Source organism: Serratia sp. NA_13, assembly GCF_052691735.1.
Window position 1 is genome coordinate 145,010 of the sequence record NZ_JBQZFV010000006.1, and the last position, 25,332, is coordinate 170,341.

Consider the following 25,332-nt stretch of genomic DNA (forward strand, 5'->3'; position numbering starts at 1 on the left):
ATCAAATTCAATTGTAGCACGTTAACAGTTTTGTGAAAAACACTTACAGAAATGCCAGCTTAAGTCACAGAAGCCTAAATTCTGTGTTCGATTCAGCATTGAAGCGCCTAATGAGGTAGAATTATTGGCTTATTGAAAAAAGCCTTCTTTCAACGCTTTGATTAATAAGCACAGTAAAAAATAAGTAGCAATAATATGTATTACGAGCAATTTATCAGGGCAATAACCCATTTAGCCCTGTCTACCCTCTGTTTCGGGATTATTGTTGCGCAGATGTAAATATAATCAGACTATCCCAAACAGTCAAAAATACGCGATCTCTCATTTAGTGGAGTATTGATGCAGCTTCATATTGTTTTAGTGGCTCCGGCGCGGCCGGAAAACGTCGGCGCTGCGGCGCGGGCAATGAAAACCATGGGCTTCACTTCGTTGCGCATTGTCGACAGCGAAGCGCACCTGCAGCCGGCGGCTCGCTGGGTGGCTCATGGGGCGGGGGATATCCTCGATGGCGTGCAGACTTTCGCCACTCTCGAGCAGGCGCTGGCGGACGTGGATTTCACCGTTGCTACCACTGCCCGTAGCCGCGCGCGTTTCCATTATTACTGTACGCCGCAGCAACTGTTGGGTCAGTTGAGTGAGCGTAGTCAGTGGGTGGGGCAGGCAGCCTTGGTGTTTGGCCGTGAAGATTCCGGCCTGACCAATGAAGAGCTGGAGTTGGCCGATTTGCTGACCGGTGTGCCTATGCAGGCAGATTACCCTTCGTTGAATCTCGGTCAGGCGGTGATGGTGTATTGCTATCAATTGTCGGAATTGATGAAAGTTGGCGCACCGCAGGAGCCAGTGGCTAATGAGGGCCAGCTTAAAGCACTACGTCAGCGTGCTGAGGGTTTGCTGGGGGCGTTGGGGGTGGGTGACGATCAAAAATTGCGCGATTGGCTGCACCAACGGCTTGGTACTTTGCCGCAGCGCGATACGGCAATGTTGCATACTTTACTGCATGACATCGAAAAAAAACTGACAAAGTGATACCCGCAAATATGGCTAACCTGGCAGTTTGATCCACTGCAAAAATGCCGTATTTCTGTCTTTTTATCCTGTCATTTGGCTTTTCGACTGTCGCATTGCTCAGTTGCACTACTGGGCAATAAACAAGCAAAAACAAGAAATAATTTGACTTGGGATAGCGATTGCTTTAACCAATAGAGGGGACAGAGTATTTAATGAGACAGACAGAAAAAATGCGAAATATCAGCCTGAACACAACAATTATTACCACCACCGATACCACAGGTAACGGGGCGGGCTGACGCGCACAGGAAACAAAAGAAAAAAGCCCGCACCTAACCAGTGCGGGCTTTTTTTTCGGCTTAAATTCGGGAGAGACAAGAAATGCGAGTGCTGAAATTTGGCGGAACCTCGGTAGCGAATGCAGAACGTTTTCTGCGCGTCGCCGACATCATGGAAAGTAACGCACGTCAGGGACAGGTGGCCACGGTCTTGTCCGCTCCGGCTAAAATCACCAACCACCTGGTGGCGATGATTGATAAAACGGTAGCGGGGCAGGACATTCTGCCAAATATGAGCGATGCAGAACGCATCTTTGCCGACCTGCTGAGCGGCCTGGCACAGGCGTTGCCTGGCTTTGAATACGATCGTCTCAAGACGCTGGTGGACCAGGAGTTTTCTCAACTCAAACAGGTACTGCATGGTGTTGCACTGCTGGGGCAATGCCCGGACAGCGTGAATGCGGCTATCATCTGCCGCGGAGAGAAGCTCTCCATCGCCATTATGGAAGGGGTGTTTCGCGCCAAAGGCTTCCCGGTTACGGTGATAAACCCAGTGGAGAAACTGCTGGCGCAGGGGCATTACCTGGAGTCCACGGTAGACATTGCCGAATCCACATTGCGCATCGCCGCCGCAGCTATCCCGGCGGATCACATTGTGCTGATGGCTGGATTCACCGCTGGTAACGACAAAGGGGAACTGGTGGTGCTGGGCCGAAACGGCTCCGACTACTCTGCTGCGGTACTGGCTGCCTGCTTGCGCGCCGAATGTTGTGAGATTTGGACCGACGTCGACGGCGTTTATACCTGCGATCCTCGCACCGTGCCTGACGCCAGGTTGCTGAAATCGATGTCGTATCAGGAAGCTATGGAGCTTTCCTATTTCGGCGCCAGCGTGCTTCATCCCCGTACTATCGCGCCCATTGCCCAGTTCCAAATCCCTTGTCTGATCAAAAATACCGCCAACCCGCAGGCCCCTGGCACGCTGATTGGCGGTGAAAATCTGGATACCGATACGCCGGTAAAGGGCATCACCAATCTCAATAATATGGCGATGATCAACGTTTCTGGCCCAGGGATGAAGGGCATGATCGGCATGGCGGCGCGCGTGTTTGCCGTGATGTCCCGTGCCGGTATCTCGGTGGTGTTGATCACCCAGTCCTCTTCCGAATACAGCATCAGCTTCTGCGTACCGCAGAGTGAACTGCAGCGTGCTCGTCGCGCGTTGGAAGACGAATTCTATCTTGAATTGAAAGATGGCCTGCTGGAGCCGCTGGACGTAATGGAGCAGTTAGCGATTATCTCGGTCGTCGGCGATGGTATGCGCACACTGCGCGGTATTTCGGCCAGCTTCTTCTCCGCCCTGGCGCGCGCCAACATCAACATTGTCGCTATTGCCCAGGGGTCCTCCGAACGTTCCATCTCGGTGGTGGTCAGCAACGATTCCGCCACCACCGGGGTTCGCGTCTGTCACCAGATGTTGTTTAACACCGATCAGGTGATTGAAGTGTTTGTTATCGGCGTCGGCGGCGTCGGCGGTGCGTTGATCGAACAGATCTACCGTCAGCAGCCATGGCTGAAGCAAAAGCATATCGACCTGCGGGTGTGCGGCATTGCCAATTCACGCGCTATGCTGACCAACATACACGGCATCGCGCTGGATAGCTGGCGCGATGAATTGGCCGGTGCGCAGGAGCCATTCAACCTTGGCCGTCTGATCCGCCTGGTGAAGGAGTACCACCTGCTCAATCCGGTGATTGTCGATTGCACCTCCAGTCAGGCGGTGGCCGATCAATACGCCGATTTCCTGGCCGATGGTTTCCACGTGGTGACGCCGAACAAAAAGGCCAACACTTCGTCGATGAACTACTACCAACAACTGCGCACCGCCGCGGCTGGTTCGCGTCGCAAGTTCCTGTACGACACCAACGTCGGTGCGGGGTTGCCGGTGATCGAAAACCTGCAAAACCTGCTGAACGCCGGTGACGAGTTGACGCGCTTCTCTGGCATTTTGTCCGGTTCGCTGTCGTTTATTTTCGGCAAGCTCGATGAGGGCATGTCGCTGTCGGCAGCGACCCTGGAGGCCAAAGCCAAGGGCTATACCGAGCCGGATCCACGTGATGACCTTTCCGGTATGGACGTGGCGCGCAAGCTGTTGATCCTGGCGCGTGAGGCGGGTTACAAACTGGAATTGGCCGATATCGAGGTTGAGTCGGTGCTGCCACCTTCCTTTGACGCTTCCGGTGACGTGGAAACCTTTATGGCGCGCCTGCCGGAGCTGGATAAAGAGTACGCCCGCAACGTGGCCAATGCCAGCGAGCAGGGTAAGGTGTTGCGCTATGTAGGTGTGATCGAAAATGGCCGCTGTCAGGTGCGTATAGATGCGGTAGACGGCAACGATCCGTTGTATAAAGTGAAGAACGGCGAGAACGCCTTGGCTTTCTACAGCCGCTACTATCAGCCATTGCCGCTGGTTCTGCGCGGCTACGGTGCCGGTAACGATGTGACCGCCGCAGGGGTATTTGCCGACCTGTTGCGCACACTGTCATGGAAGTTGGGAGTTTAATATGGTTAAGGTGTATGCGCCGGCCTCAATTGGTAACGTCAGCGTCGGTTTTGACGTTCTGGGTGCAGCAGTGTCGCCGATCGACGGGACCTTGCTGGGCGACTGCGTCAGTGTAGAGGCCGCCGAAACGTTCAGTTTGCAAAATGCCGGTCGCTTCGTCAGCAAGCTGCCGGACGATCCGAAAGAGAACATCGTTTATCAATGTTGGGAGCGCTTCTGCCAGGAAATCGGTCAGCAGATCCCGGTGGCGATGCGACTCGAGAAAAATATGCCGATCGGTTCTGGTCTGGGATCCAGCGCCTGTTCGGTAGTCGCCGGGTTGATGGCGATGAATGAGTTCTGCAACCGGCCGTTGGATAAAATGACGCTGCTGGGCCTGATGGGCGAATTGGAAGGTCGTATCTCCGGCAGCGTGCATTACGATAACGTGGCGCCTTGCTACCTCGGCGGCCTGCAGTTGATGCTGGAAGAAGAAGGCTTCATTAGCCAGGAAGTGCCATGCTTTAAAGACTGGCTGTGGGTGATGGCCTATCCGGGCATCAAGGTATCCACCGCCGAAGCGCGTGCGATCCTGCCCGCGCAGTATCGTCGTCAGGACTGTATCAGCCACGGTCGCTATCTGGCGGGCTTTATCCATGCCTGCCATACCCAACAACCGCGCTTGGCCGCCAAGCTGATGCAGGACGTGATTGCCGAGCCGTACCGCACCCGCCTGTTGCCGGGTTTTGCCGACGCACGCAAAGCCGCTCAGGATATCGGTGCCCTGGCTTGCGGTATTTCCGGTTCCGGCCCGACGCTGTTCGCCGTTTGTGATGACGGCGCAACGGCGCAACGTATGGCCGACTGGCTGACTAATCACTATCTGCAAAACGACGAAGGTTTTGTTCATATTTGCCGCCTGGATACCGCAGGCGCACGACTACTGGGATAACGCATGAAACTGTACAACCTTAAGGATCATAACGAGCAGGTCAGCTTCACACAGGCGATCAAACAGGGCCTGGGCAAACAGCAAGGACTGTTTTTCCCGCTGGATCTGCCGGAGTTTGAACTGACCGAAATCGACCATCTGCTGGAACAGGATTTTGCCACGCGCAGCAGCCGTATCCTGTCGGCATTTATTGGCGATGAAGTTTCTGAAGAGGCATTGCATAAGCGTGTGGCGGCGGCCTTTGAGTTTCCGGCACCGGTAGCGCAAGTGGAAGATGACATCGCCTGCCTGGAGCTGTTCCACGGCCCAACGCTGGCGTTTAAAGACTTCGGTGGCCGCTTTATGGCGCAGATGCTGGCGGAAGTGGCGGGCGATCAGCCGGTCACTATCCTGACCGCGACCTCTGGTGATACCGGTGCGGCGGTGGCCCATGCATTCTACGGTCTGAAGAATGTGCGCGTGGTGATCCTGTACCCACAGGGCAAAATCAGCCCGCTTCAGGAAAAACTGTTCTGCACCCTGGGTGGCAACATCCATACCGTGGCGATCGACGGCGATTTTGACGCCTGCCAGGCGTTAGTGAAGCAGGCATTTGACGATCAGGAATTGAAAGAAGCCCTGCACCTGAACTCGGCCAATTCGATTAACATCAGCCGCCTGCTAGCGCAGATTTGTTATTACTTCGAAGCAGTAGCGCAATTGCCGCAGGAAGCTCGTAACCAGTTGGTGATTTCAGTGCCCAGCGGCAACTTCGGCGATCTGACCGCCGGGCTGCTGGCCAAGTCACTGGGCCTGCCGGTGAAGCGTTTTATCGCCGCGACCAATGCCAACGACACCGTACCGCGCTTCCTGACTAACGGTCAGTGGCAGCCTCATGCCACGGTGGCTACGCTGTCCAATGCGATGGATGTCAGCCAGCCGAACAACTGGCCACGGGTCGAAGAGCTGTTCCGTCGCAAGATCTGGCAGTTGAAAGAGCTGGGCCATGCCACGGTCAGCGACGAAACCACCAAAGACACCATGCGTGAGCTGGCGAAGTTGGGTTATCTCTCAGAGCCGCACGCGGCGATTGCGTATCGTGCGTTGCGTGACCAGTTGCAGGAAGGGGAGTTTGGTCTGTTCCTCGGTACCGCGCATCCGGCCAAATTCAAAGAGAGCGTCGAGGAAATTCTCGGTCAGGAATTGCCACTGCCAAAGGCGCTGGCGCAGCGTGCTGATTTGCCGCTGTTGTCGCACAACCTGCCGGCCGGCTTTGGTGAACTGCGCAAGTTCCTGATGGCCTTGCCAGCCTGATCCTCATGGCCATATAAAGCGAAAAGCCGTCCTTGAGACGGCTTTAGGTTGCTGACAAAGCAGGAAAAAGCGTGGTTTTTCCTGCTTTGTGGTGATCGGCCGAAAATCAATAAATTGATTTTCCTGATTTTTATTTATCGACCTCTACTCGCTCTGGGCAGGAATGAGGTTTGTCATCAGTCTGAAGCCGTCCTTGAGACGGCTTTTTTATGGGCGAGCGATTACTGCTCGGGGCGCTTGAACACCAGCTCGTTGCCTTGGGAGTTGGCTTCGTCAAATGCGTAGCCCTCCAGATTGAAATCAAGCAGTTGTTCGCGCTGCGTCAGGCGATTCTTGATGATAAAGCGGCTCATCAGTCCGCGCGCTTTCTTGGCGTAGAAGCTGATCACTTTGTATTTGCCGTTTTTCTCGTCGAGGAACACCGGTTTAATCAGCTCGGCGTGCAGTTTGGCTGGTTTCACCGATTTGAAGTATTCGTCGGAAGCCAGGTTGACCACCACATCGTCACCTTGTTGCTCCAGCGCTTCATTGAGTTTTTTGGTGATTTGCTCGCCCCAGAAACTGTACAAATCCTTGCCCTTGGCATTGTTCAGTTTGATGCCCATTTCCAGACGGTAAGGCATCATCAGATCAAGCGGGCGCAGCACGCCGTACAGCCCGGACAGCATACGCAGATGCTGTTGGGCGAAATCAAAGTCATCTTCGCTGAAATCCTGCGCATGCAGGCCGGTATAAACGTCGCCTTTAAACGCCAGCAGGGCCTGGCGGGCATTGTCCGGGGTGAATTTCGGTTGCCAGTCGCCAAAGCGAGCGGCGTTCAGGCCGGCCAGTTTATCGCTGATGCCCATCAGCTTGGAGATTTGTACCGGCGTCAGATCGCGGCAGATTTTGATCAGTTGCTTCGATTTATCCAGCAGTTCCGGCTGGGTGAAGCGTTCGGTTGCCAGTGGGCTTTCGTAATCAAGAGTTTTTGCAGGTGAAATAATAACGAGCATGGCCAGATCCTGTTTTTCCAAGAACCGCTACTGTAGCAAAAAGCGCGGGAAAAAGGGTCAATGGGTCTGATAGGCAGGGCGCGTGTCTGACGCGCCCGCAAAAATTAATTTTTGTCCCACACGCCCGGTTCTAGCTGGGATTTCAACTCGGGGAAGCGGTTGGCGTCAAAAGTGGGCAATTTTCCCAACGTTCGCTGACGGTGGTAATCGTTAGCCAATTTGAGTGCCACGCGTGACAGCAGCAGGATCGCCGTCAGGTTGGTGACGGCCATCAAAGCCATAGAGGTATCGGCCATTTTCCATACCACCGGCAATTCGGCCAGCGCCCCAAACATCACCATACCCAGAGCGGCGCAACGGAAAATCAGCAGACTGGCCGGGTGGTTGCGCTCCAGGAACACCAGATTGCTTTCGGCATAGGCGTAGTTGGCTATAATCGAGGTAAAGGCGAAGAAGAAAATGGCGATGGCGACAAAGGGCGAGCCCCAACTGCCGACGGAGGAGGACAGCGCACGCTGGGTCATGTCGATACCGCTGATGTTGTCTATCGGTTGATCCAATACACCCGAAGATAGAATGATGGCAGCGGTTGCGCTGCAAATCACGATAGTGTCGACAAACACCCCGAGCATCTGTACGTAGCCCTGCGAGGCCGGATGCGGTGGGTAAGGTGAGGCGGAGGCCGCCGCATTGGGCGCAGAACCCATACCGGCTTCGTTGGAGAACAGGCCGCGCTGAACTCCCTGAGTCATCGCCTGCGAAATACCGTAGCCGACGGCACCGGCCGCCGCTTCCTGCAACCCGAAGGCGCTTTTAACCACCAGCGAGAGGATCGCCGGCATATGCTCAATATTATGGCCAATCACCCACAGGGCCAGCAGTAAATAAGCGGCTGCCATCACTGGTACCACCAGTTCGGCAACGCGAGCCACAGAACGAATGCCGCCGAAAATCACGATGCCGCTCAGGACCACCAGGCCGATACCGACATACAGCGGTTTCACGTGGAAGGCGACGGCGGAAGCCTGGGCGATGGAGTTGGCCTGTACGGCGTTGAACACCAGGCCGAAGGCGATGATCAGGAAGATTGAGAACAGTACGCCCATCCAGCGCATGCCCAGCCCTTTCTCCATATAATAGGCCGGGCCGCCGCGGTAGTTACCCTGGCCATCCTTGGTTTTGTAGAGCTGTGCCAGGCTGCTTTCGACAAAGGAGGTTGCCATGCCGATAAAGGCCACTACCCACATCCAGAAGATGGCACCGGGGCCACCGGCGGTGAGGGCAATCGCCACGCCGGTCAGGTTGCCGGTACCGACGCGAGCGGCGAGGGTGGTGCACAAGGCTTGAAAGGAGGAGATACCGGTACTGTCGCTCTTGTTGCTGTTTTTCAGCAGCGAGAACATGTGGCCGAAATGGCGAACCTGGATAAAACGCGTGCGCAGGGTGAAATAAATGCCGGTACCGAGCAGCAAATAAATCAGTACCGAACCCCACAAAATATTATTTATAAAGTTTATCAGGTCCGTCACGGATCCCTCCTTGTTGAAATTTGTTGCGCACCGCGACATATCCACCGCGGGTGAAAATATATTGGCTTAATTTTTACAAGAGCTTAGCTGAAATCAGCCCGGTTCCGAGCAATTGAGATTTTTCTCAGATTTCGAAACCTATTGCATTGATTTTTGCGAATTTAACATGATTTATTCAAGCGATAGCACGTTATTGCCTTTTCATCAGCTCGGGAATGACGAAAGATAGCAGCGTAAACGGTTGCTCGCACAAGGATAAAACCAGCACCGCCGGGGCCTGATTTTCCAGCCTTGCACCGGGCCTTGCGCATGTTATTATCAGGGCAAGGCATGGTTGAACGATGCCAAAAGTTCATGCACACACGATGAGATAATGCCAACATGACCGATAAATTAACTTCCCTGCGCCAACTGACTACCGTGGTTGCAGATACGGGCGATATCGCGGCTATGAAGCTGTATCAACCGCAAGATGCTACGACCAACCCTTCGCTGATCCTCAATGCAGCCCAAATTCCTGAATACCGCAAACTGATTGACGAAGCCATTGCCTGGGCACGCGAGCAGAGCAGCGATCGCGAACAGCAGATCGCCGATGCTGCCGACAAGCTGGCCGTTAACATTGGTCTGGAAATCCTGAAGCTGGTTCCAGGCCGCATCTCCACTGAAGTGGACGCTCGCCTGTCCTACGACACCGTCGCCAGCGTTGCCAAGGCCAAGCGTCTGATCAAACTGTACAACGATGCCGGCATCAGTAACGATCGCATCCTGATCAAACTGGCTTCTACCTGGCAGGGTATCCGCGCTGCGGAACAGCTGGAAAAAGAAGGCATCAACTGTAACCTGACGCTGCTGTTCTCCTTTGCCCAGGCTCGTGCCTGCGCCGAAGCCGGCGTTTTCCTGATTTCTCCGTTTGTTGGCCGTATCCTCGACTGGTACAAAGCCAATGGCGACAAGAAAGAGTTCGCGCCAAACGAAGATCCGGGTGTGATTTCCGTTACCGAGATCTACCAGTATTACAAACAGCACGGTTACAAAACCGTGGTGATGGGCGCCAGCTTCCGTAACGTCGGCGAAATCATCGAGCTGGCCGGTTGTGACCGCCTGACCATCGCCCCCGCACTGCTGAAAGAGCTGGCAGAGAGCGAAGGCACGCTTGAGCGTAAACTGGCTTACACCGGCGAAGTGCAAGCACGTCCTGCCGCTTTGACCGAGCCTGAGTTCTACTGGCAGCACAACCAGGATCCAATGGCAGTTGAGAAACTGACCGACGGTATCCGCAAGTTTGCCGTAGACCAGGGCAAGCTGGAAAAAATGATCGCCGATCTGCTGTAATTCCGGCAATCAGCGCAGAAAAAGGTGGCTTAGGCCGCCTTTTTTTATGCTTGCAGATCCCGCAGGCAGGCAGACACTTTATACTCCTAAAATTGAAAACAGGGCGGGAAGATAACCCGTCCGAACCCCATCAGGCTGTAGAGGTTACGCATGGACATATTACGTATTGGTTTGGTTTCTGTTTCTGACCGCGCTTCCGGCGGCGTTTATCAGGACAAGGGGATCCCGGCGCTGGAGGAATGGCTGACTGGTGCGCTGACCACTCCGTTTAAGCTGGAAACCCGCCTGATCCCTGATGAGCAGACGTTGATAGAACAAACCCTGTGTGAGCTGGTGGATGAAATGGGCTGCCATCTGGTGCTGACCACCGGGGGGACCGGCCCCGCGCGCCGCGACGTGACACCTGACGCTACGCTGGCCATTGCCGATCGCGTGATGCCCGGTTTCGGCGAGCAAATGCGTCAAATCAGCCTACACTATGTGCCAACGGCCATTCTTTCACGTCAGGTGGGGGCGATCCGCAAGCAGGCATTGATCATCAACCTGCCGGGGCAACCCAAGTCGATCAAGGAAACGCTGGAAGGGGTTAAGGACGAGCAGGGCAAGGTGGCGGTGCATGGCATCTTCGCCAGCGTGCCGTACTGCATTCAGTTGCTTGAGGGACCCTATGTGGAAACCGAGGCAGCAGTGGTAGCAGCATTTCGCCCGAAGAATGCGCGTCGCGAGATAAACCTCTAAATTTCAGCCTTTTGTGAGATAAGCGCTAGCCGATCTGGTGGGAAAATAATTTGCCGTTATAGTAAGGATTCGTTTACAAAAAGCCGATGGCTTTTATTTTTACAGTCTCCTCCGACGGTACCCTATGCCTCACGATAATAATCGCCGGTTAAACCGGCAAGACTACAAAACTCTGACGTTAGCTGCCCTGGGCGGTGCGCTGGAGTTCTATGATTTCATCATTTTTGTCTTCTTTGCGGCGGTGATGGGCGAGCTGTTCTTCCCGGCGGATATGCCGGAATGGTTACGCCAGGTGCAAACCTTCGGCATTTTTGCCGCCGGTTATCTGGCCCGCCCGCTGGGCGGCATCGTGATGGCGCACTTCGGCGATCTGGTCGGCCGAAAAAAAATGTTCAGCCTGAGTATCTTGCTGATGGCGTTGCCGACGCTGGCGATGGGCCTGTTACCGACCTATGCCAGCATAGGCATTGCCGCACCGCTGTTGCTGTTGCTGATGCGTGTGCTGCAAGGGGCGGCGATCGGCGGCGAGGTGCCGGGAGCCTGGGTGTTTGTGGCTGAACACGTGCCGCGCCGGCGCATCGGTTTTGCCTGCGGCACGCTGACTGCCGGCCTGACCGTCGGTATCCTGTTGGGCTCGCTGGTGGCGACGGTGATCAATACCACGCTCAGTCAACAGACAATTATTGAAGGTGGCTGGCGCATCCCGTTCCTGCTAGGCGGTATTTTCGGCCTGGTGGCGATGTACCTGCGCCGCTGGCTGCAGGAAACACCCATCTTCATCGAGATGCAGGCGCGTAAGGCCCTGGCAGAAGAGCTGCCGTTGAAATCGGTAGTGCTCAATCATCGCAAGGAAGTGGTGGTGTCGATGCTGCTGACCTGGCTTTTGTCCGCTGGCATTGTGGTGGTGATCCTGATGACCCCAACCTATCTGCAAAAACAGTTTGGCATCGCCCCGGCGTTATCGTTGCAGGCCAATAGCATCGCCACCATCATGCTGATTGCCGGTTGCATCATTGCCGGCTTGTCGGCGGATCGCTTTGGCGCCAGCAAAACCTTTATCGTCGGCAGCCTGCTGCTGGCAGGCTGCAGTTGGTTATTTTATCGGACTGTGGGTGAGCACCCGGAAATGTTGTTCGCCTGCTATGCGCTGGTAGGCTTCAGCGTAGGCGTAGTGGGCGCGGTACCTTACGTGATGGTGCGGGCTTTTCCGGCGGAAGTGCGATTTACCGGGATTTCGTTCTCATATAATGTCGCATACGCCATTTTTGGTGGTTTAACCCCAATATTTGTGACGTTGATCATGAAGTTAACCCCGTTAGCGCCCGCTTACTATGTGTTGGCGCTGTCGGGCATCGGGCTGCTGCTGGGAATTTACCTGCATCGCGATCTGAACAGCGAAACCAAAACACAGCGCGCCGGTTCCTACAGCTAAAAAAAAGCCCTGCAATCAACCGCAGGGCTTTTTGTTTCAGGCCAATGGCGCTTATGCCACTGCCCGAATAGATTCCACATTGTTGATATTTGGCTCGCCAATCGGCAGCACAGTGCGGCCATACTGCTCGTTGAGCACTTCTGCCATGGCCAGATAGATGGCGCTGGCACCGCAGATAATGCCTTCGTAGCCGGCAAAATTCAGCAGCGCATGGTTGCCGGTGATGTTACCGATGGCCAGCAGGGCGAACAGCAGCGTCAGGCTTCCGAACACGAACTGCAGCACGCGGTTGGCGCGCAGAGTGCCGAAGAACATGAACAGCGTGAAGACGCCCCACAGTGCCAGGTAGATCCCCAGCACGCCGGCGTCGGTCGGTTCGGCCAGACCCAGACGCGGCAGCAACAGCAACCCGACCAGGCTCAGCCAGAAGCTGCCGTAAGAGATAAAGGCCGTCATGCCGAAGGTGTTGCCTTTCTTGTATTCCAGCAGGCCGGCCATAATCTGGGCCAGTCCACCGAAGAAAATCCCCATGCTTATAATGGCGGAGTTCAATGGGAAAAAGCCCGCGTTGTGCAGGTTCAGCAAGACGGTGGTCATCCCGAAGCCCATCAGGCCGAGAGGGCCGGGATTCGCCAACTTGTTGGTGTGCATAAGTCCTCTGCAATAACAGAAAATTAACGAAAATAGTGAAGTAAATTCATATATGGTCTGAATGGACGAAAAGTTGATAACTTCCATCAGAGCGCGCGGCATAATAATGATCCCCAGAACAGGAAACAATGATCTGAGTGACGATAAAAAAGAAATTTTTTTTGTCCTGCCCCTTGATGCTCGCTTGTATGACCCCATCTTATTTGCAACCGCAGTTGCTGACCGCGGCTAAGACTAAAATGTTGGGCAGTTGAAAAACAAAATATTGCCCACATATAGGTTAGCAACCTGACCGAATATGAATTTATTAGTGGAGACGTTTAGATGGGCAAAATTATTGGTATCGACCTGGGTACTACCAACTCTTGTGTAGCAATTATGGATGGTGGTAAAGCGCGCGTGCTGGAGAACAGCGAAGGCGACCGTACTACACCTTCGATCATCGCATATACCCAGGATGGTGAAATTCTGGTTGGCCAGCCTGCTAAGCGTCAGGCTGTTACTAACCCACAAAACACCCTGTTTGCGATTAAGCGCCTGATTGGCCGTCGCTTCCAGGATGAAGAAGCGCAGCGTGATAAAGACATCATGCCGTACAAAATTGTGGCTGCTGATAACGGCGACGCATGGGTTGAAGTGAAAGACCAGCGTGTAGCACCTCCGCAGATCTCTGCTGAAGTGTTGAAGAAAATGAAGAAAACGGCTGAAGATTATCTGGGCGAACCAGTAACTGAAGCGGTTATCACCGTACCTGCATACTTCAACGATGCTCAGCGTCAGGCGACCAAAGACGCTGGCCGTATCGCAGGTCTGGAAGTTAAACGTATCATCAACGAACCGACCGCTGCGGCCCTGGCTTACGGCCTGGACAAAGAAGTCGGCAACCGTACCATCGCGGTTTATGACCTGGGTGGCGGTACTTTTGATATCTCAATCATCGAAATCGACGAAGTTGACGGCGAAAAAACCTTCGAAGTTCTGGCAACCAACGGTGATACTCACCTGGGTGGTGAAGACTTCGACAGCCGTCTGATCAACTACCTGGTGGAAGAGTTCAAGAAAGAACAAGGTTTCGATCTGCGCAACGATCCGTTGGCGATGCAGCGTCTGAAAGAAGCCGCTGAGAAAGCGAAGATTGAACTGTCTTCAGCTCAGCAGACCGACGTTAACCTGCCGTACATCACTGCAGATGCGAGCGGTCCAAAACACATGAATATCAAAGTGACCCGTGCAAAACTCGAGTCGCTGGTTGAAGATCTGGTTGCGCGTTCTATCGAGCCGCTGAAAGTGGCACTGAAAGACGCAGGCCTGTCGGTTTCCGACATTCAGGATGTGATCCTGGTTGGTGGCCAGACCCGTATGCCAATGGTTCAGAAGAAAGTTGCTGACTTCTTCGGTAAAGAACCACGTAAAGACGTTAACCCGGACGAAGCCGTTGCGGTGGGTGCTGCGGTACAGGGCGGCGTGTTGGCCGGTGATGTGAAGGACGTTCTGCTGCTGGACGTTACCCCGCTGTCGCTGGGTATCGAAACCATGGGCAGCGTGATGACTCCGCTGATCACCAAAAACACCACCATCCCGACCAAGCATAGCCAGGTGTTCTCCACCGCTGAAGACAACCAGTCTGCGGTAACCATCCACGTGCTGCAGGGTGAGCGTAAACGCGCTAACGATAACAAGTCACTGGGCCAGTTCAATCTGGACGGTATCCAGGCGGCTCCACGCGGCATGGCGCAAATCGAAGTGACCTTCGACATCGACGCCGACGGTATTTTGCACGTGTCTGCCAAAGACAAGAATACAGGCCGTGAGCAGAAAATCACCATCAAGGCTTCTTCCGGTCTGAACGAAGAAGAAATCCAGAAAATGGTGCGCGATGCTGAAGTGAACGCCGAAGCTGACCGTAAGTTCGAAGAGCTGGTGCAGACCCGTAACCAGGCCGACCACCTGATCCACGGTACCCGTAAGCAGTTGGAAGAAGCGGGCGACAAACTGCCTGCGGAAGACAAAACGGCTATCGAAGCGGCGCTGAAAGATCTGGAAGTGGCGGTCAAAGGCGAAGATAAAGCCGAGATCGAAGCGAAGACCCAGGCTCTGGTGCAGGTTTCCGGCAAGCTGCTGGAAATGGCTCAGGCGCAGCAGGCTCAGCAAGGTACTGATGCCGGTGCTGACAACGCGGCGCAGAAAGACGACGACGTGGTTGACGCTGAGTTCGAAGAAGTTAAAGACAAAAAATAATCGCCCTTAAGCGGGCACGGAACGGCCGAGAGGCCGTTACCGGAAACCAGCACGGGCGTCGAGGCAACTCTACGCCCGTGCACGCATGTTAAGGGTTACAGAAATAATGGCCAAGAAAGACTATTACGAGATTCTCGGCGTCTCCAAGACGGCGGAAGAACGTGAGATCAAAAAGGCGTATAAACGCCTGGCGATGAAGTACCATCCTGATCGCAACCAGGATCAGGACGCCGAAGCCAGATTTAAAGAGGTCAAGGAAGCGTACGAAGTTCTGACCGACGATCAAAAGCGTGCGGCCTACGATCAATACGGCCATGCGGCGTTTGAACAAGGCGGCATGGGCGGCGGCGGTGGGTTTGGCGGCGGCGGTGCCGACTTCAGCGATATCTTTGGCGACGTATTTGGCGACATCTTCGGTGGTGGCCGTCGTCAACGCGCCAGCCGCGGTTCCGATCTGCGCTACAACATGGAGCTGTCCCTCGAGGAAGCGGTTCGTGGCGTGACCAAAGAGATCCGCATCCCGACGCTGGAAGAGTGTGGTGTTTGCCACGGCAGTGGCGCCAAGCCAGGCAGCTCGCCGGTGACCTGTCCAACCTGTCACGGTCAGGGCCAGGTGCAGATGCGCCAGGGCTTCTTTACCGTGCAGCAGGCCTGTCCGCACTGTCATGGCCGCGGTCAGATCATCAAAGACCCTTGCAACAGCTGCCACGGCCACGGCCGGGTAGAGAAAGCCAAAACGCTGTCGGTGAAAATCCCGGCTGGCGTTGATACCGGTGACCGCATCCGCCTGGCGGGTGAGGGGGAAGCGGGTGAACACGGTGCGCCGGCAGGCGATCTGTACGTTCAGGTTCAGGTGAAAGCGCATCCTATCTTCGAGCGCGAAGGTAATAACCTGTACTGTGAAGTGCCGATTAACTTTGCGATGGCGGCATTGGGCGGCGAGATTGAAGTCCCGACGCTGGATGGCCGTGTGAAGCTGAAAGTACCGGCAGAGACTCAGACCGGAAAGCTGTTCCGCATGCGCAGCAAGGGTGTTAAATCGGTTCGTGGTGGCAGCCAGGGCGACCTGCTGTGCCGTGTGGTAGTAGAAACCCCGGTTAACCTGAACGACAAACAGAAGCAATTGCTGAAGGAACTGGAGGAGAGCCTGGGTGGCCCTTCCGGTGACAAAAACAGCCCACGTTCGAAGAGCTTCTTCGACGGGGTGAAAAAGTTTTTTGACGACCTGACGCGCTAAGCTGCTGTTTCCGTTAGCTTACTGCATAACCCCGGCGTCAAAGTCGGGGTTTTTTTATGGCTGAATGTCCGCCAATACCCTTGGTTAAAGTGTGACATAAAGCCCTTATAGATCGCCTTTTTCGATGATTTAAGCATTTATAAACGTATTTTATCGAAGTGATTCGCCATCTATACTCATTCCATTACTTTGTCAGTGGGGCCGTCTGTGCCTTGCTTTGCTATGGAGAGACGTATTGTGACTAACATCATTCGTCAATTTTTACGTCAGGAAGCCGCGGGCGGTATTATCCTGATCGTAGCCGCGATTATCGCGTTGGTCATGGCCAATACCCCAGCCCAGGGGATTTATCACTCCTTCCTCAATTTGCCTGTGATGGTGAAAGTGTCCTCACTGGAGATTGCCAAGCCATTGCTGTTGTGGATTAACGACGGCCTGATGGCGATCTTTTTCCTGGTGGTCGGGTTGGAGGTCAAGCGTGAGCTGATGCAGGGTTCTTTGGCCGGGCGCGACAAGGCGGTGTTCCCGGCGATTGCTGCATTGGGCGGCATGCTGGCACCGGCATTGATTTACCTGATGTTCAACGGCGCGGACGAGGTGACTCGTCAGGGATGGGCGATCCCGGCGGCAACCGATATTGCCTTTGCCCTCGGGGTGATGGCGCTGTTGGGTAACCGTGTGCCTACCAGCCTGAAGGTGTTTCTGTTGGCGTTGGCGATCATCGATGACCTGGGTGTCATCGTCATTATCGCGCTGTTCTATACCCACGAAGTCTCGATGGCAGCATTGGGCGTGGCGGCAGCCTCTATTGCCGTGCTGGCGTTTATGAACTGGCGCGGCGTGGGCAAAACCTCACTTTATATGATTGTCGGCCTGGTATTGTGGGTGGCTATCCTCAAGTCCGGGGTACATGCGACGCTGGCCGGGGTAATTATCGGCTTTATGATCCCGCTTAATGTGAAGAAAGGGCCGTCGCCGTCCGAGACGCTGGAGCATGAGCTGCATCCGTGGGTGGCGTTCCTGATACTGCCGCTGTTTGCCTTTGCCAACGCAGGGGTTTCATTACAAGGCGTGTCGCTGAGCGGGCTGACCTCTCTGTTGCCAGTGGGCATTGCAGCAGGCCTGTTTATCGGTAAGCCGTTGGGCATCTTCACCTTTAGCCTGTTGGCAGTAAAGCTGGGCATCGCCAGGCTGCCTGAAGGAATTGGTTTCAAACAGGTGTTTGCTGTTTCCGTGCTCTGTGGTATTGGTTTCACCATGTCGATATTTATCGCTTCGCTGGCCTTTGGCGATGCGGATGTTGTTCTGAGCACCTATTCGCGTCTGGGGATCCTGATTGGATCAACCACGGCGGCGGTGGTCGGGTATGGTCTGTTGCGCATGTCGTTACCGCGAGTCAGATAACCCTTTTAGGGGATCCCCTGTTCGTGGGGACTCACTACAATAGCTGGTCGGAGTTGTGCAGGGTAAAATATGCACAACTTCGGCCGTTCTGTTTGGGACGAATGCAGCAACAGGTTGTCTGAAACAGGGAAAGGACATTAGTCGCTCGTCACGGCCGCGGGTTTGCCATGACGAAATGTTAAGGAGAGCACCTCGTGAGGATGTCGCATATCAACTTTAATCACCTTTATTACTTCTGGCAGGTCTGCAAGGAAGGTTCGGTGGTCGGTGCTGCCGAAGCCTTGTTTCTGACACCGCAGACCATCACAGGCCAGATCAAAGCGCTGGAGGAACGTTTGGACGGCAAGCTGTTCAAGCGTCAGGGGCGTGGGCTGGTGCCATCCGAATTGGGGCAACTGGTTTTTCGTTATGCCGACAAGATGTTTATGCTCAGCCAGGAAATGCTGGATATCGTTAACTATCGCAAGGAATCCAACCTGTTGTTCGACGTCGGGGTAGCGGATGCGCTGTCCAAACGTTTGGTGAGCCAGGTGTTGGAGACGGCGGTAGTGGTGGATAATGAGCAAATTCACCTGCGCTGCTTTGAGTCGACGCACGAGATGCTGTTGGAGCAGCTCAGCCAGCATAAGCTCGATATGATCCTGTCAGACTGCCCGGTAGATTCCAGCCAGCAGGAAGGGCTGTTTTCGCTCAAACTGGGTGAATGCGGCATCAGCTTCTTCTGTCGCCAACCGGCACCGGACCTGCCGTTCCCCGCCTGCCTGGAACAGCGCAAACTGCTGATCCCGGGTCGACGTTCGATGTTGGGCCGTAAGCTGTTGAACTGGTTTAATACTCAGGGCATTCAGGTGGAGATCTTGGGCGAGTTTGATGATGCGGCCCTGATGAAAACTTTTGGCATGTACCACAATGCGATCTTCGTTGCGCCGACGCTGTATGCGCAGGATACCTATAATGATGATGACGTGGTGGAGATTGGACGTATTGATAGCGTGCAGGAAGAGTACTACATCATCTTTGCCGAGCGCATGATCCAGCATCCGGCGGTACAGCGGGTATGCAACAAGGACTTCTCTGCATTGTTCGCTTACTAGACCGGGTATTGCAGACGTAAAAAAACCGGCCTGAGCCGGTTTTTTTATCAAGCTGACAACGTAATGCTTATTGCATTGCGTTGATACGCGCAGTCAGGTTTGACTTATGGCGTGCAGCTTTGTTTTTGTGGATCAGGCCTTTAGCTGCCTTGCGGTCCACGATTGGTTGCATTACGAGGAATGCATTTTTTGCAGCTTCTTTGTCGCCAGTTGCGATAGCAACTTCTACTTTCTTGATGTAGGTACGCATCATTGAGCGGCCGCTAGCGTTATGCTTACGACGCTTCTCAGACTGTACGGCGCGCTTCTTAGCTGATTTGATATTAGCCAAGGTCCAACTCCCAAATATATTCTATTGAGGACAATTCGAAGGCCGAGGAATATCCCCTTTTAGACTTCGTTTGTCAACGGATTTGTGCAAATAAGCGCCGTTTGTACTGGCGGCACTTGCTACGTTGTGATGGGGCAGGATTTTACCAGCTTCGGTCATGGGAATACAGTGTTTCGCGAGAAAATTCAGCAATGAGTTGGTGCATTGGTCGCAAGCTATTGGTCGTGGTCGATAATCAGCTTTGAGTCGCCGGATAAACTGCGGCCAGAGCGTTTCACCTGCATATTATCTCCGGTATGGTATGTCTATTACATAAAGGCACCAATCGCGGGTTAACCTTAACCGCTGTACAAGGTATAATCCGGCGATTTCCACTGTTTTGAGCCAGCTATGGAGCTAATTCGCGGCATTCACAATATCCGGGCACGTCACCATGGTTGCGTGCTCACCATCGGCAACTTTGACGGCGTACACCGCGGTCACCAGGCGTTGCTGGAGCAGCTGAAACAAGAGGGGCAACGCCTCGGGCTGCCAGTGATGGTCATGATCTTTGAGCCGCAACCGCTGGAAATGTTTGCAGCGGACAAGGCACCGGCCCGTCTTACGCGTTTGCGTGACAAGGCCAAATACTTGGCGCAGGCGGGCGTTGACTACCTGTTGTGCGTCAAGTTCGACCCGCGTTTCGCTGCCAATACGGCACAGGCATTCGTTGCCGAACTGCTGGTGGAGAAACTGGGTGTGAAATTCCTGATGGTCGGGGATGATTTTCGCTTTGGCGCGACCCGCCAGGGCGATTTTCCGCTATTGCAAAAAGCCGGGAAAGAATACGGTTTTGAAGTGATTAGCACGCCGACCTTCCGCGAGGGCGATCAACGCATCAGCAGCACGGCGATCCGCAATGCGCTGCGCGATGACGACCTGGCATTGGCTGAAACGCTGCTGGGCCATCCGTACAGTATTTCTGGTCGGGTGGTACACGGCGATGAACTGGGCCGTACCATTGGCTTCCCTACCGCCAACCTGCCGCTGAAACGCCTGGTTGCCCCGGTGAAGGGAGTCTATGCGGTAGAAGTTTATGGCCTGGGATCCCAGCCGCTCCCCGGCGTGGCCAATATTGGTACACGCCCAACCGTTGCCGGCGTGCGACAGCAGCTGGAAGTCCATCTACTGGATGTCACAATGGATCTTTACGGGCACCATATAGACGTGGTGCTCCGCGCGAAATTGCGCAATGAACAGCGTTTTGCTTCGCTCGATGCGCTGAAGCAGCAAATCGCCAATGATGTGGTGACGGCCCGAAAATTCTTCGGGTTAAAAACACTGGTTTAATCGTTTACCCTAAACAATTCGAGTTGTATCGCGGCGGCAACCGCGCGAACCCCGATGAGCTTGCATAGGCAAGTGATTCGGGTAAGAAAGGGCGGCCAACGAAGATGCAGCTTGAAGTGTGACGGGTAAATAGCCGAAAACGGAAACGAGAATCTCATGAGTGACTACAAGAATACCCTGAACTTGCCGGAAACAGGGTTCCCGATGCGCGGCGATCTGGCCAAGCGTGAACCTGGCATGCTGCAACGTTGGTATGAACAGGATCTGTACGGGATGATTCGTACTGCCAAAAAGGGCAAGAAATCCTTCATTCTGCATGACGGCCCTCCGTATGCGAACGGCAGCATTCACATTGGTCACTCGGTTAACAAGATTCTCAAAGACATTATTATCAAGTCGAAAGGGATGTCCGGTTTCGACTCGCCTTACATTCCGGGTTGGGACTGCCACGGCCTGCCGATCGAACTGAAGGTTGAGCAACTGTACGGTAAGCCGGGTGAAAAACTCACCGCGGCAGAATTCCGTATCAAGTGCCGTGAGTATGCCGCTGAGCAGGTTGAAGGCCAAAAGAAAGACTTCATCCGCCTGGGCGTGCTGGGTGACTGGGATCGCCCGTACCTGACCATGGACTTCAAAACCGAAGCCAACATCATCCGTGCGCTGGGCAAAATCATCAGCAACGGCCACCTGCTGAAAGGCGCCAAGCCGGTGCATTGGTGTACCGATTGCCGTTCTTCCCTGGCGGAAGCGGAAGTGGAGTATTACGACAAAACTTCGCCGTCTATCGATGTGGCTTTCCACGCGGTAGACGCGGCTGCCGTGGCGGCCAAGTTTGATATCAACAGCTTCGACGGCCCGGTTTCTCTGGTTATCTGGACTACCACTCCGTGGACGCTGCCGGCTAACCGCGCCATCTCACTGCACCCGGAATTTGCCTACCAACTGGTACAGGTAGAAGGCCAGTGCCTGATCCTAGCGGCTGAACTGGTGGAAAGCGTAATGAAACGCGCCGGTATTACCCATTGGGAAGTGCTGGGCAGTTGCAAAGGTGTCGATCTGGAGCTGATGCGTTTCGAACACCCGTTCATGGGCTTTGACGTGCCAGCGATCATGGGTGAACACGTAACGCTGGATGCCGGTACCGGTGCGGTACACACCGCCGGTGGCCATGGCCCGGATGACTTTGTCATCAGCCAGAAATACGGTCTGGAAATCGCCAATCCGGTAGGGCCGAACGGCTGCTATCTGACCGGCACCTATCCACTGCTGGATGGCAAGTTTGTGTTCAAGGCCAACGATTTGATCGTTGATCTGCTGCGTGAGAAAGGCGCATTGCTGCATGTGGAAAAACTGGTTCACAGTTACCCGTGCTGCTGGCGCCACAAAACGCCGATCATCTTCCGTGCGACCCCTCAATGGTTCATCAGCATGGATCAGAAAGGCCTGCGCAAGCAGTCGCTGGAAGAGATCAAAGGCGTGCAATGGATCCCGGAATGGGGCCAGGCGCGTATCGAAACCATGGTTGCCAACCGCCCGGACTGGTGTATTTCGCGTCAGCGTACCTGGGGCGTGCCGATGTCACTGTTTGTGCATAAGGACACCGAGCAACTGCACCCACGCAGTGTTGAGCTGATGGAAGAAGTGGCCAAGCGCGTTGAGCAGGATGGTATTCAGGCTTGGTGGGATCTGGACGCGGCCGACATTCTCGGTGCGGATGCTGCCGATTACGTTAAAGTGCCAGACACGCTGGACGTCTGGTTCGACTCTGGTTCGACCCACTCTTCCGTGGTCGACGTTCGTCCCGAGTTCAATGGCCACGGCGCCGATATGTATCTGGAAGGCTCCGACCAACACCGCGGCTGGTTTATGTCATCATTGATGATCTCCACTGCGATGAAGGGTAAAGCGCCGTATAAAGAAGTTCTGACCCACGGCTTCACCGTGGACGGTCAGGGTCGCAAAATGTCCAAGTCGATCGGCAATACCATCAGCCCACAAGACGTGATGAACAAGCTGGGGGGCGACATTCTGCGCCTGTGGGTCGCTTCTACTGACTACACCGGTGAAATTGCTGTGTCGGACGAGATCCTGAAACGCTCTGCCGATTCTTATCGCCGCATCCGTAACACCGCGCGTTTCCTGCTGGCCAATCTGAACGGGTTTGAGCCGAGCACCGATTGCGTGGCACCGGAAGAGATGGTCGTCCTGGATCGCTGGGCAGTGGGTCGTGCACTGGCGGCGCAGCAGGATATCGAACAGGCTTACGCCAATTACGATTTCCATGAAGTGGTACAGCGTCTGATGCAGTTCTGTTCGGTGGAGATGGGCTCCTTCTATCTGGATATCATCAAAGACCGTCAGTACACCGCGAAGAGCGACAGCGTTGCCCGTCGTAGCTGCCAAACTGCCTTGTTCCATATCGCAGAAGCGCTGGTTCGCTGGATGGCACCGATTATGTCATTCACTGCCGATGAAATCTGGGCCTTCCTGCCGGGCAAACGCGCGCAGTACGTATTCACTGAAGAGTGGTACGACGGCCTGTTCGGTCTGGCCGAAGGCGAAGGCATGAACGATAGCTTCTGGGCCGAGCTGCTTAAAGTTCGCGGCGAAGTGAACAAAGTGCTGGAACAGGCTCGTGCTGACAAACGCCTCGGCGGTTCTCTGGAAGCCGCGGTGACGCTGTATGCTGATAGCGAACTGGCTGAACGCCTCAACAGCTTGCAGGATGAGCTGCGCTTTGTGCTGCTGACCTCCGGCGCGCGCGTTGCGCCTCTGGCCGATGCGCCGGCAGATGCACAAGCTGCAGAGCTGGTGAAAGGCCTGAAAATTACCTTCAGCACTGCTGAAGGTGAGAAGTGCCCGCGTTGCTGGCATTACACTACCGATATCGGCCTGGTGGCGGAACACGCAGATCTCTGCGGCCGCTGTGTTGTCAACGTAGCCGGCGACGGCGAAAAGCGTAAGTTTGCCTAATGAGTAAACCTATTTGTTCGACCGGCTTGCGCTGGCTGTGGCTGGTAGTGGTAGTGCTGGTGCTGGATTTTGCCAGCAAGCAGTGGATCCTCGGTAACTTCGCGCTGGGTCAGTCCCAGCCGCTGATCCCGTCGTTCAATCTGTTTTATGCGCGCAACTACGGCGCCGCGTTCAGCTTCCTCGCCGATCACGGCGGCTGGCAGCGCTGGTTCTTCGCCGGTATTGCCGTCGCCATCGTAGCGGTGCTGCTGGTGATGATGTACCGCAGTTCGGCGCAGCAAAAGCTGAACAATATTGCTTATGCATTTATCATCGGTGGAGCGCTCGGCAATCTGTTCGACCGCTTGTGGCACGGCTTCGTGGTCGATTTTATCGACTTCTATGTGGGCGACTGGCATTACCCGACCTTCAACCTGGCGGATAGCTTTATCTGCGTGGGTGCGGCGATGATCGTGCTGGAAGGCTTCTTGTCGCCGGCGAACAAAAGTGCAAAGAGCAAAGGTGAGTAATATGACGGCTCAGGTTAAGGGCGACAGCGAAGTATTGGTTCACTTCACGCTGAAACTGGAAGACGGAACGACGGCAGAATCCACTCGTGGCAACGGTAAACCGGCGCTGTTTCGTCTGGGCGACGGCAGCCTGTCCGAGCCGCTGGAAGCGCAGTTACTCGGTCTGAAGGCGGGCGACAAGTGTGCCTTTACCCTGCAACCGGAAGCGGCGTTCGGCGAAGAGAACCCGGACCTGGTCCAGTTCTTCTCACGCCGTGATTTCACGGAAACCGGCGTACCGGATGCGGGCACCATCATGTTGTTTACCGCTGTCGACGGCAGCGAAATGCCAGGCGTGGTGCGTGAGGTGGCGGAAGATTCGATTACCGTTGATTTCAACCATCCGCTAGCGGGCCATCCGGTCACCTTCGATATTGAAGTGCTGGAGATCGACCCGCAGCAGGAGGAGACGCATGCAAATATTGCTGGCTAACCCACGCGGCTTTTGCGCCGGGGTTGATCGTGCGATCAGTATCGTTGAACGCGCGTTGGAAATTTACGGTGCGCCTATCTATGTGCGTCACGAAGTGGTGCATAACCGCTACGTGGTGGACAGCCTGCGTGAGCGTGGGGCGGTGTTTATTGAAGAAATCACTGAAGTGCCGGACGGGTCGATTCTGATCTTCTCGGCGCACGGGGTTTCCCAGGCGGTAAGGGCAGAGGCCAAGGCGCGTGATTTAACCATGCTGTTTGACGCCACCTGCCCGTTGGTGACCAAGGTGCATATGGAAGTGGCGCGAGCCAGCCGCCGTGGCACCGAGGCTATCCTGATCGGTCACGCCGGTCACCCGGAAGTAGAAGGTACCATGGGCCAGTACAGCAACCCGAAGGGCGGCATGTACCTGGTGGAGTCACCGGACGACGTGTGGAAGCTGCAGGTGAAGGATGAAAGCAACCTGTGCTTTATGACGCAAACCACGCTGTCGGTGGACGACACTTCTGATGTGATTGATGCCCTGCGCCAGCGTTTCCCCAGCATTATCGGGCCGCGCAAGGACGACATCTGCTACGCCACCACCAACCGTCAGGAAGCGGTACGCAACCTGGCCGGGGATGCGGACGTGGTACTGGTGGTGGGGTCGAAAAACTCCTCCAACTCCAACCGTCTGGCAGAATTGGCGCAGCGTGTTGGCAAGCCGGCATACCTGATCGATTCCGCCGCTGACATTCAGGAAGTCTGGCTGAAGGACGCTCATAATATTGGTGTTACCGCAGGGGCTTCGGCACCTGATGTTCTGGTTCAGGATGTGATCAACCGCCTGAAAGCGCTGGGGGGGGGCAACGTGCAGGAGGTCAGTGGTCGTGAAGAGAACATCGTGTTTGAAGTGCCGAAAGAGCTGCGGGTTGATATCAAACAGGTCGATTAATCAGCATCGGGCATAAATAAGATAACGGGGAGCTTCGGCTCTCCGTTTTGCTTTTAGG

The 25,332-nt window shown here is 54.9% G+C and carries 21 protein-coding genes and 1 other annotated feature; of the genes, 17 read left to right on the plus strand and 4 right to left on the minus strand.

Annotation, left to right across the window (positions count from 1 at the left end; translation table 11 throughout):
• Positions 1–339 precede the first annotated feature (339 nt).
• The 5 genes from ACUTSU_RS11625 to thrC all read left to right on the plus strand — a co-directional run bounded on the left by ACUTSU_RS11625 (position 340) and on the right by thrC (position 6,073).
• Positions 340–1,026 carry a tRNA/rRNA methyltransferase gene (locus tag ACUTSU_RS11625; RefSeq protein ID WP_445654195.1) on the plus strand — a complete coding sequence of 229 codons (687 nt, stop codon included), beginning with the start codon at positions 340–342 and terminating at the stop codon, positions 1,024–1,026.
• A gap of 212 nt (positions 1,027–1,238) precedes the next feature.
• Positions 1,239–1,307, plus strand: a complete 69-nt coding sequence (gene thrL / locus ACUTSU_RS11630) for a thr operon leader peptide (RefSeq protein WP_071998276.1) — start codon at positions 1,239–1,241, stop codon at positions 1,305–1,307.
• Positions 1,246–1,364, plus strand: a sequence feature (Thr leader region). Its footprint overlaps the gene before it by 62 nt.
• A gap of 25 nt (positions 1,365–1,389) precedes the next feature.
• Complete coding sequence (thrA, locus tag ACUTSU_RS11635) at positions 1,390–3,849, plus strand: bifunctional aspartate kinase/homoserine dehydrogenase I (RefSeq protein ID WP_445651318.1); 2,460 nt, start codon at positions 1,390–1,392, stop codon at positions 3,847–3,849.
• Position 3,850: 1 nt separating this feature from the next.
• Positions 3,851–4,780: a homoserine kinase gene (gene thrB / locus ACUTSU_RS11640; RefSeq protein ID WP_012005136.1), complete on the plus strand. Its 930-nt coding sequence runs from the start codon at positions 3,851–3,853 to the stop codon at positions 4,778–4,780.
• Between the two features lie 3 nt (positions 4,781–4,783).
• The gene (thrC, locus tag ACUTSU_RS11645) at positions 4,784–6,073 is read left to right on the plus strand and encodes a threonine synthase (protein WP_445651320.1); all 1,290 of its coding nucleotides are present in this window, start codon (positions 4,784–4,786) and stop codon (positions 6,071–6,073) included.
• Between the two features lie 221 nt (positions 6,074–6,294).
• Here thrC and yaaA read toward each other — a convergent pair whose 3' ends face one another.
• Both yaaA and ACUTSU_RS11655 read right to left on the minus strand, forming a co-directional pair.
• Positions 6,295–7,068, minus strand: a complete 774-nt coding sequence (yaaA, locus tag ACUTSU_RS11650) for a peroxide stress protein YaaA (RefSeq protein ID WP_445654196.1) — start codon at positions 7,066–7,068, stop codon at positions 6,295–6,297.
• A 104-nt stretch (positions 7,069–7,172) separates the two neighbouring features.
• On the minus strand, positions 7,173–8,597 hold the full coding sequence (locus ACUTSU_RS11655; RefSeq protein WP_445654197.1) for an alanine/glycine:cation symporter family protein: 1,425 nt from the start codon (positions 8,595–8,597) through the stop codon (positions 7,173–7,175).
• Between the two features lie 381 nt (positions 8,598–8,978).
• Here ACUTSU_RS11655 and tal point away from each other — a divergent pair, with 381 nt between their 5' ends.
• The 3 genes from tal to ACUTSU_RS11670 all read left to right on the plus strand — a co-directional run bounded on the left by tal (position 8,979) and on the right by ACUTSU_RS11670 (position 12,102).
• A complete protein-coding gene (gene tal / locus ACUTSU_RS11660; protein WP_445651323.1) occupies positions 8,979–9,932 on the plus strand; it encodes a transaldolase in 954 nt (317 codons plus the stop codon).
• 150 nt (positions 9,933–10,082) lie between these two features.
• Complete coding sequence (gene mog, locus ACUTSU_RS11665) at positions 10,083–10,670, plus strand: molybdopterin adenylyltransferase (protein ID WP_445651324.1); 588 nt, start codon at positions 10,083–10,085, stop codon at positions 10,668–10,670.
• Between the two features lie 124 nt (positions 10,671–10,794).
• Positions 10,795–12,102 (plus strand): MFS transporter, encoded by a 1,308-nt coding sequence (locus tag ACUTSU_RS11670; RefSeq protein WP_445651325.1) that lies wholly within the window; start codon positions 10,795–10,797, stop codon positions 12,100–12,102.
• Between the two features lie 51 nt (positions 12,103–12,153).
• On the opposite strand, the gene satP is transcribed toward ACUTSU_RS11670, so the two are convergent.
• On the minus strand, positions 12,154–12,753 hold the full coding sequence (gene satP / locus ACUTSU_RS11675; RefSeq protein ID WP_445651326.1) for an acetate uptake transporter: 600 nt from the start codon (positions 12,751–12,753) through the stop codon (positions 12,154–12,156).
• Positions 12,754–13,077: 324 nt separating this feature from the next.
• Here satP and dnaK point away from each other — a divergent pair, with 324 nt between their 5' ends.
• The 4 genes from dnaK (at position 13,078) to nhaR (ending at position 18,726) form a co-directional block, all read left to right on the plus strand.
• Positions 13,078–14,991 (plus strand): molecular chaperone DnaK, encoded by a 1,914-nt coding sequence (gene dnaK / locus ACUTSU_RS11680; RefSeq protein WP_445654198.1) that lies wholly within the window; start codon positions 13,078–13,080, stop codon positions 14,989–14,991.
• 106 nt (positions 14,992–15,097) lie between these two features.
• Positions 15,098–16,228, plus strand: coding sequence for a molecular chaperone DnaJ (gene dnaJ, locus ACUTSU_RS11685; protein ID WP_445651328.1), 1,131 nt, complete (start codon positions 15,098–15,100; stop codon positions 16,226–16,228).
• Between the two features lie 237 nt (positions 16,229–16,465).
• Positions 16,466–17,632, plus strand: coding sequence for a Na+/H+ antiporter NhaA (gene nhaA / locus ACUTSU_RS11690; protein ID WP_445651329.1), 1,167 nt, complete (start codon positions 16,466–16,468; stop codon positions 17,630–17,632).
• Positions 17,633–17,826: 194 nt separating this feature from the next.
• The gene (nhaR, locus tag ACUTSU_RS11695; RefSeq protein WP_004950031.1) at positions 17,827–18,726 is read left to right on the plus strand and encodes a transcriptional activator NhaR; all 900 of its coding nucleotides are present in this window, start codon (positions 17,827–17,829) and stop codon (positions 18,724–18,726) included.
• Between the two features lie 67 nt (positions 18,727–18,793).
• Here the strand turns inward: nhaR and rpsT are convergent, their stop codons facing one another.
• The gene (gene rpsT, locus ACUTSU_RS11700) at positions 18,794–19,057 is read right to left on the minus strand and encodes a 30S ribosomal protein S20 (protein WP_037420676.1); all 264 of its coding nucleotides are present in this window, start codon (positions 19,055–19,057) and stop codon (positions 18,794–18,796) included.
• A 390-nt stretch (positions 19,058–19,447) separates the two neighbouring features.
• Between rpsT and ribF the strand changes: the two genes are divergently transcribed.
• The 5 genes from ribF (at position 19,448) to ispH (ending at position 25,274) form a co-directional block, all read left to right on the plus strand.
• Entirely contained in the window at positions 19,448–20,386 is a 939-nt protein-coding gene (ribF, locus tag ACUTSU_RS11705; RefSeq protein ID WP_445654199.1) for a bifunctional riboflavin kinase/FAD synthetase, read from the plus strand.
• A 156-nt stretch (positions 20,387–20,542) separates the two neighbouring features.
• Positions 20,543–23,359, plus strand: coding sequence for an isoleucine--tRNA ligase (ileS, locus tag ACUTSU_RS11710; RefSeq protein WP_445651331.1), 2,817 nt, complete (start codon positions 20,543–20,545; stop codon positions 23,357–23,359).
• Positions 23,359–23,868, plus strand: a complete 510-nt coding sequence (gene lspA, locus ACUTSU_RS11715; protein ID WP_445651332.1) for a signal peptidase II — start codon at positions 23,359–23,361, stop codon at positions 23,866–23,868. The genes ileS and lspA overlap by 1 nt, the downstream gene beginning before the upstream one ends.
• Before the next feature lies 1 nt (position 23,869).
• On the plus strand, positions 23,870–24,340 hold the full coding sequence (gene fkpB / locus ACUTSU_RS11720) for an FKBP-type peptidyl-prolyl cis-trans isomerase (RefSeq protein WP_012005151.1): 471 nt from the start codon (positions 23,870–23,872) through the stop codon (positions 24,338–24,340).
• Complete coding sequence (gene ispH / locus ACUTSU_RS11725; RefSeq protein WP_445651334.1) at positions 24,321–25,274, plus strand: 4-hydroxy-3-methylbut-2-enyl diphosphate reductase; 954 nt, start codon at positions 24,321–24,323, stop codon at positions 25,272–25,274. The genes fkpB and ispH overlap by 20 nt, the downstream gene beginning before the upstream one ends.
• Positions 25,275–25,332 lie beyond the last annotated feature (58 nt).

What these genes read in the sequence shown, in the direction of transcription:
- thrA (WP_445651318.1), top strand. Translation starts at nt 1,390, where the DNA reads ATGCGAGTGCTGAAATTTGGCGGAACCTCGGTAGCGAATGCAGAACGT.
- lspA (WP_445651332.1), top strand. Translation starts at nt 23,359, where the DNA reads ATGAGTAAACCTATTTGTTCGACCGGCTTGCGCTGGCTGTGGCTGGTA.
- thrC (WP_445651320.1), top strand. Translation starts at nt 4,784, where the DNA reads ATGAAACTGTACAACCTTAAGGATCATAACGAGCAGGTCAGCTTCACA.
- fkpB (WP_012005151.1), top strand. Translation starts at nt 23,870, where the DNA reads ATGACGGCTCAGGTTAAGGGCGACAGCGAAGTATTGGTTCACTTCACG.
- ribF (WP_445654199.1), top strand. Translation starts at nt 19,448, where the DNA reads ATGGAGCTAATTCGCGGCATTCACAATATCCGGGCACGTCACCATGGT.
- dnaJ (WP_445651328.1), top strand. Translation starts at nt 15,098, where the DNA reads ATGGCCAAGAAAGACTATTACGAGATTCTCGGCGTCTCCAAGACGGCG.
- satP (WP_445651326.1), bottom strand. Translation starts at nt 12,753, where the DNA reads ATGCACACCAACAAGTTGGCGAATCCCGGCCCTCTCGGCCTGATGGGC.
- thrB (WP_012005136.1), top strand. Translation starts at nt 3,851, where the DNA reads ATGGTTAAGGTGTATGCGCCGGCCTCAATTGGTAACGTCAGCGTCGGT.
- ispH (WP_445651334.1), top strand. Translation starts at nt 24,321, where the DNA reads ATGCAAATATTGCTGGCTAACCCACGCGGCTTTTGCGCCGGGGTTGAT.
- mog (WP_445651324.1), top strand. Translation starts at nt 10,083, where the DNA reads ATGGACATATTACGTATTGGTTTGGTTTCTGTTTCTGACCGCGCTTCC.
- ileS (WP_445651331.1), top strand. Translation starts at nt 20,543, where the DNA reads ATGAGTGACTACAAGAATACCCTGAACTTGCCGGAAACAGGGTTCCCG.
- ACUTSU_RS11670 (WP_445651325.1), top strand. Translation starts at nt 10,795, where the DNA reads ATGCCTCACGATAATAATCGCCGGTTAAACCGGCAAGACTACAAAACT.
- dnaK (WP_445654198.1), top strand. Translation starts at nt 13,078, where the DNA reads ATGGGCAAAATTATTGGTATCGACCTGGGTACTACCAACTCTTGTGTA.
- ACUTSU_RS11625 (WP_445654195.1), top strand. Translation starts at nt 340, where the DNA reads ATGCAGCTTCATATTGTTTTAGTGGCTCCGGCGCGGCCGGAAAACGTC.
- tal (WP_445651323.1), top strand. Translation starts at nt 8,979, where the DNA reads ATGACCGATAAATTAACTTCCCTGCGCCAACTGACTACCGTGGTTGCA.
- yaaA (WP_445654196.1), bottom strand. Translation starts at nt 7,068, where the DNA reads ATGCTCGTTATTATTTCACCTGCAAAAACTCTTGATTACGAAAGCCCA.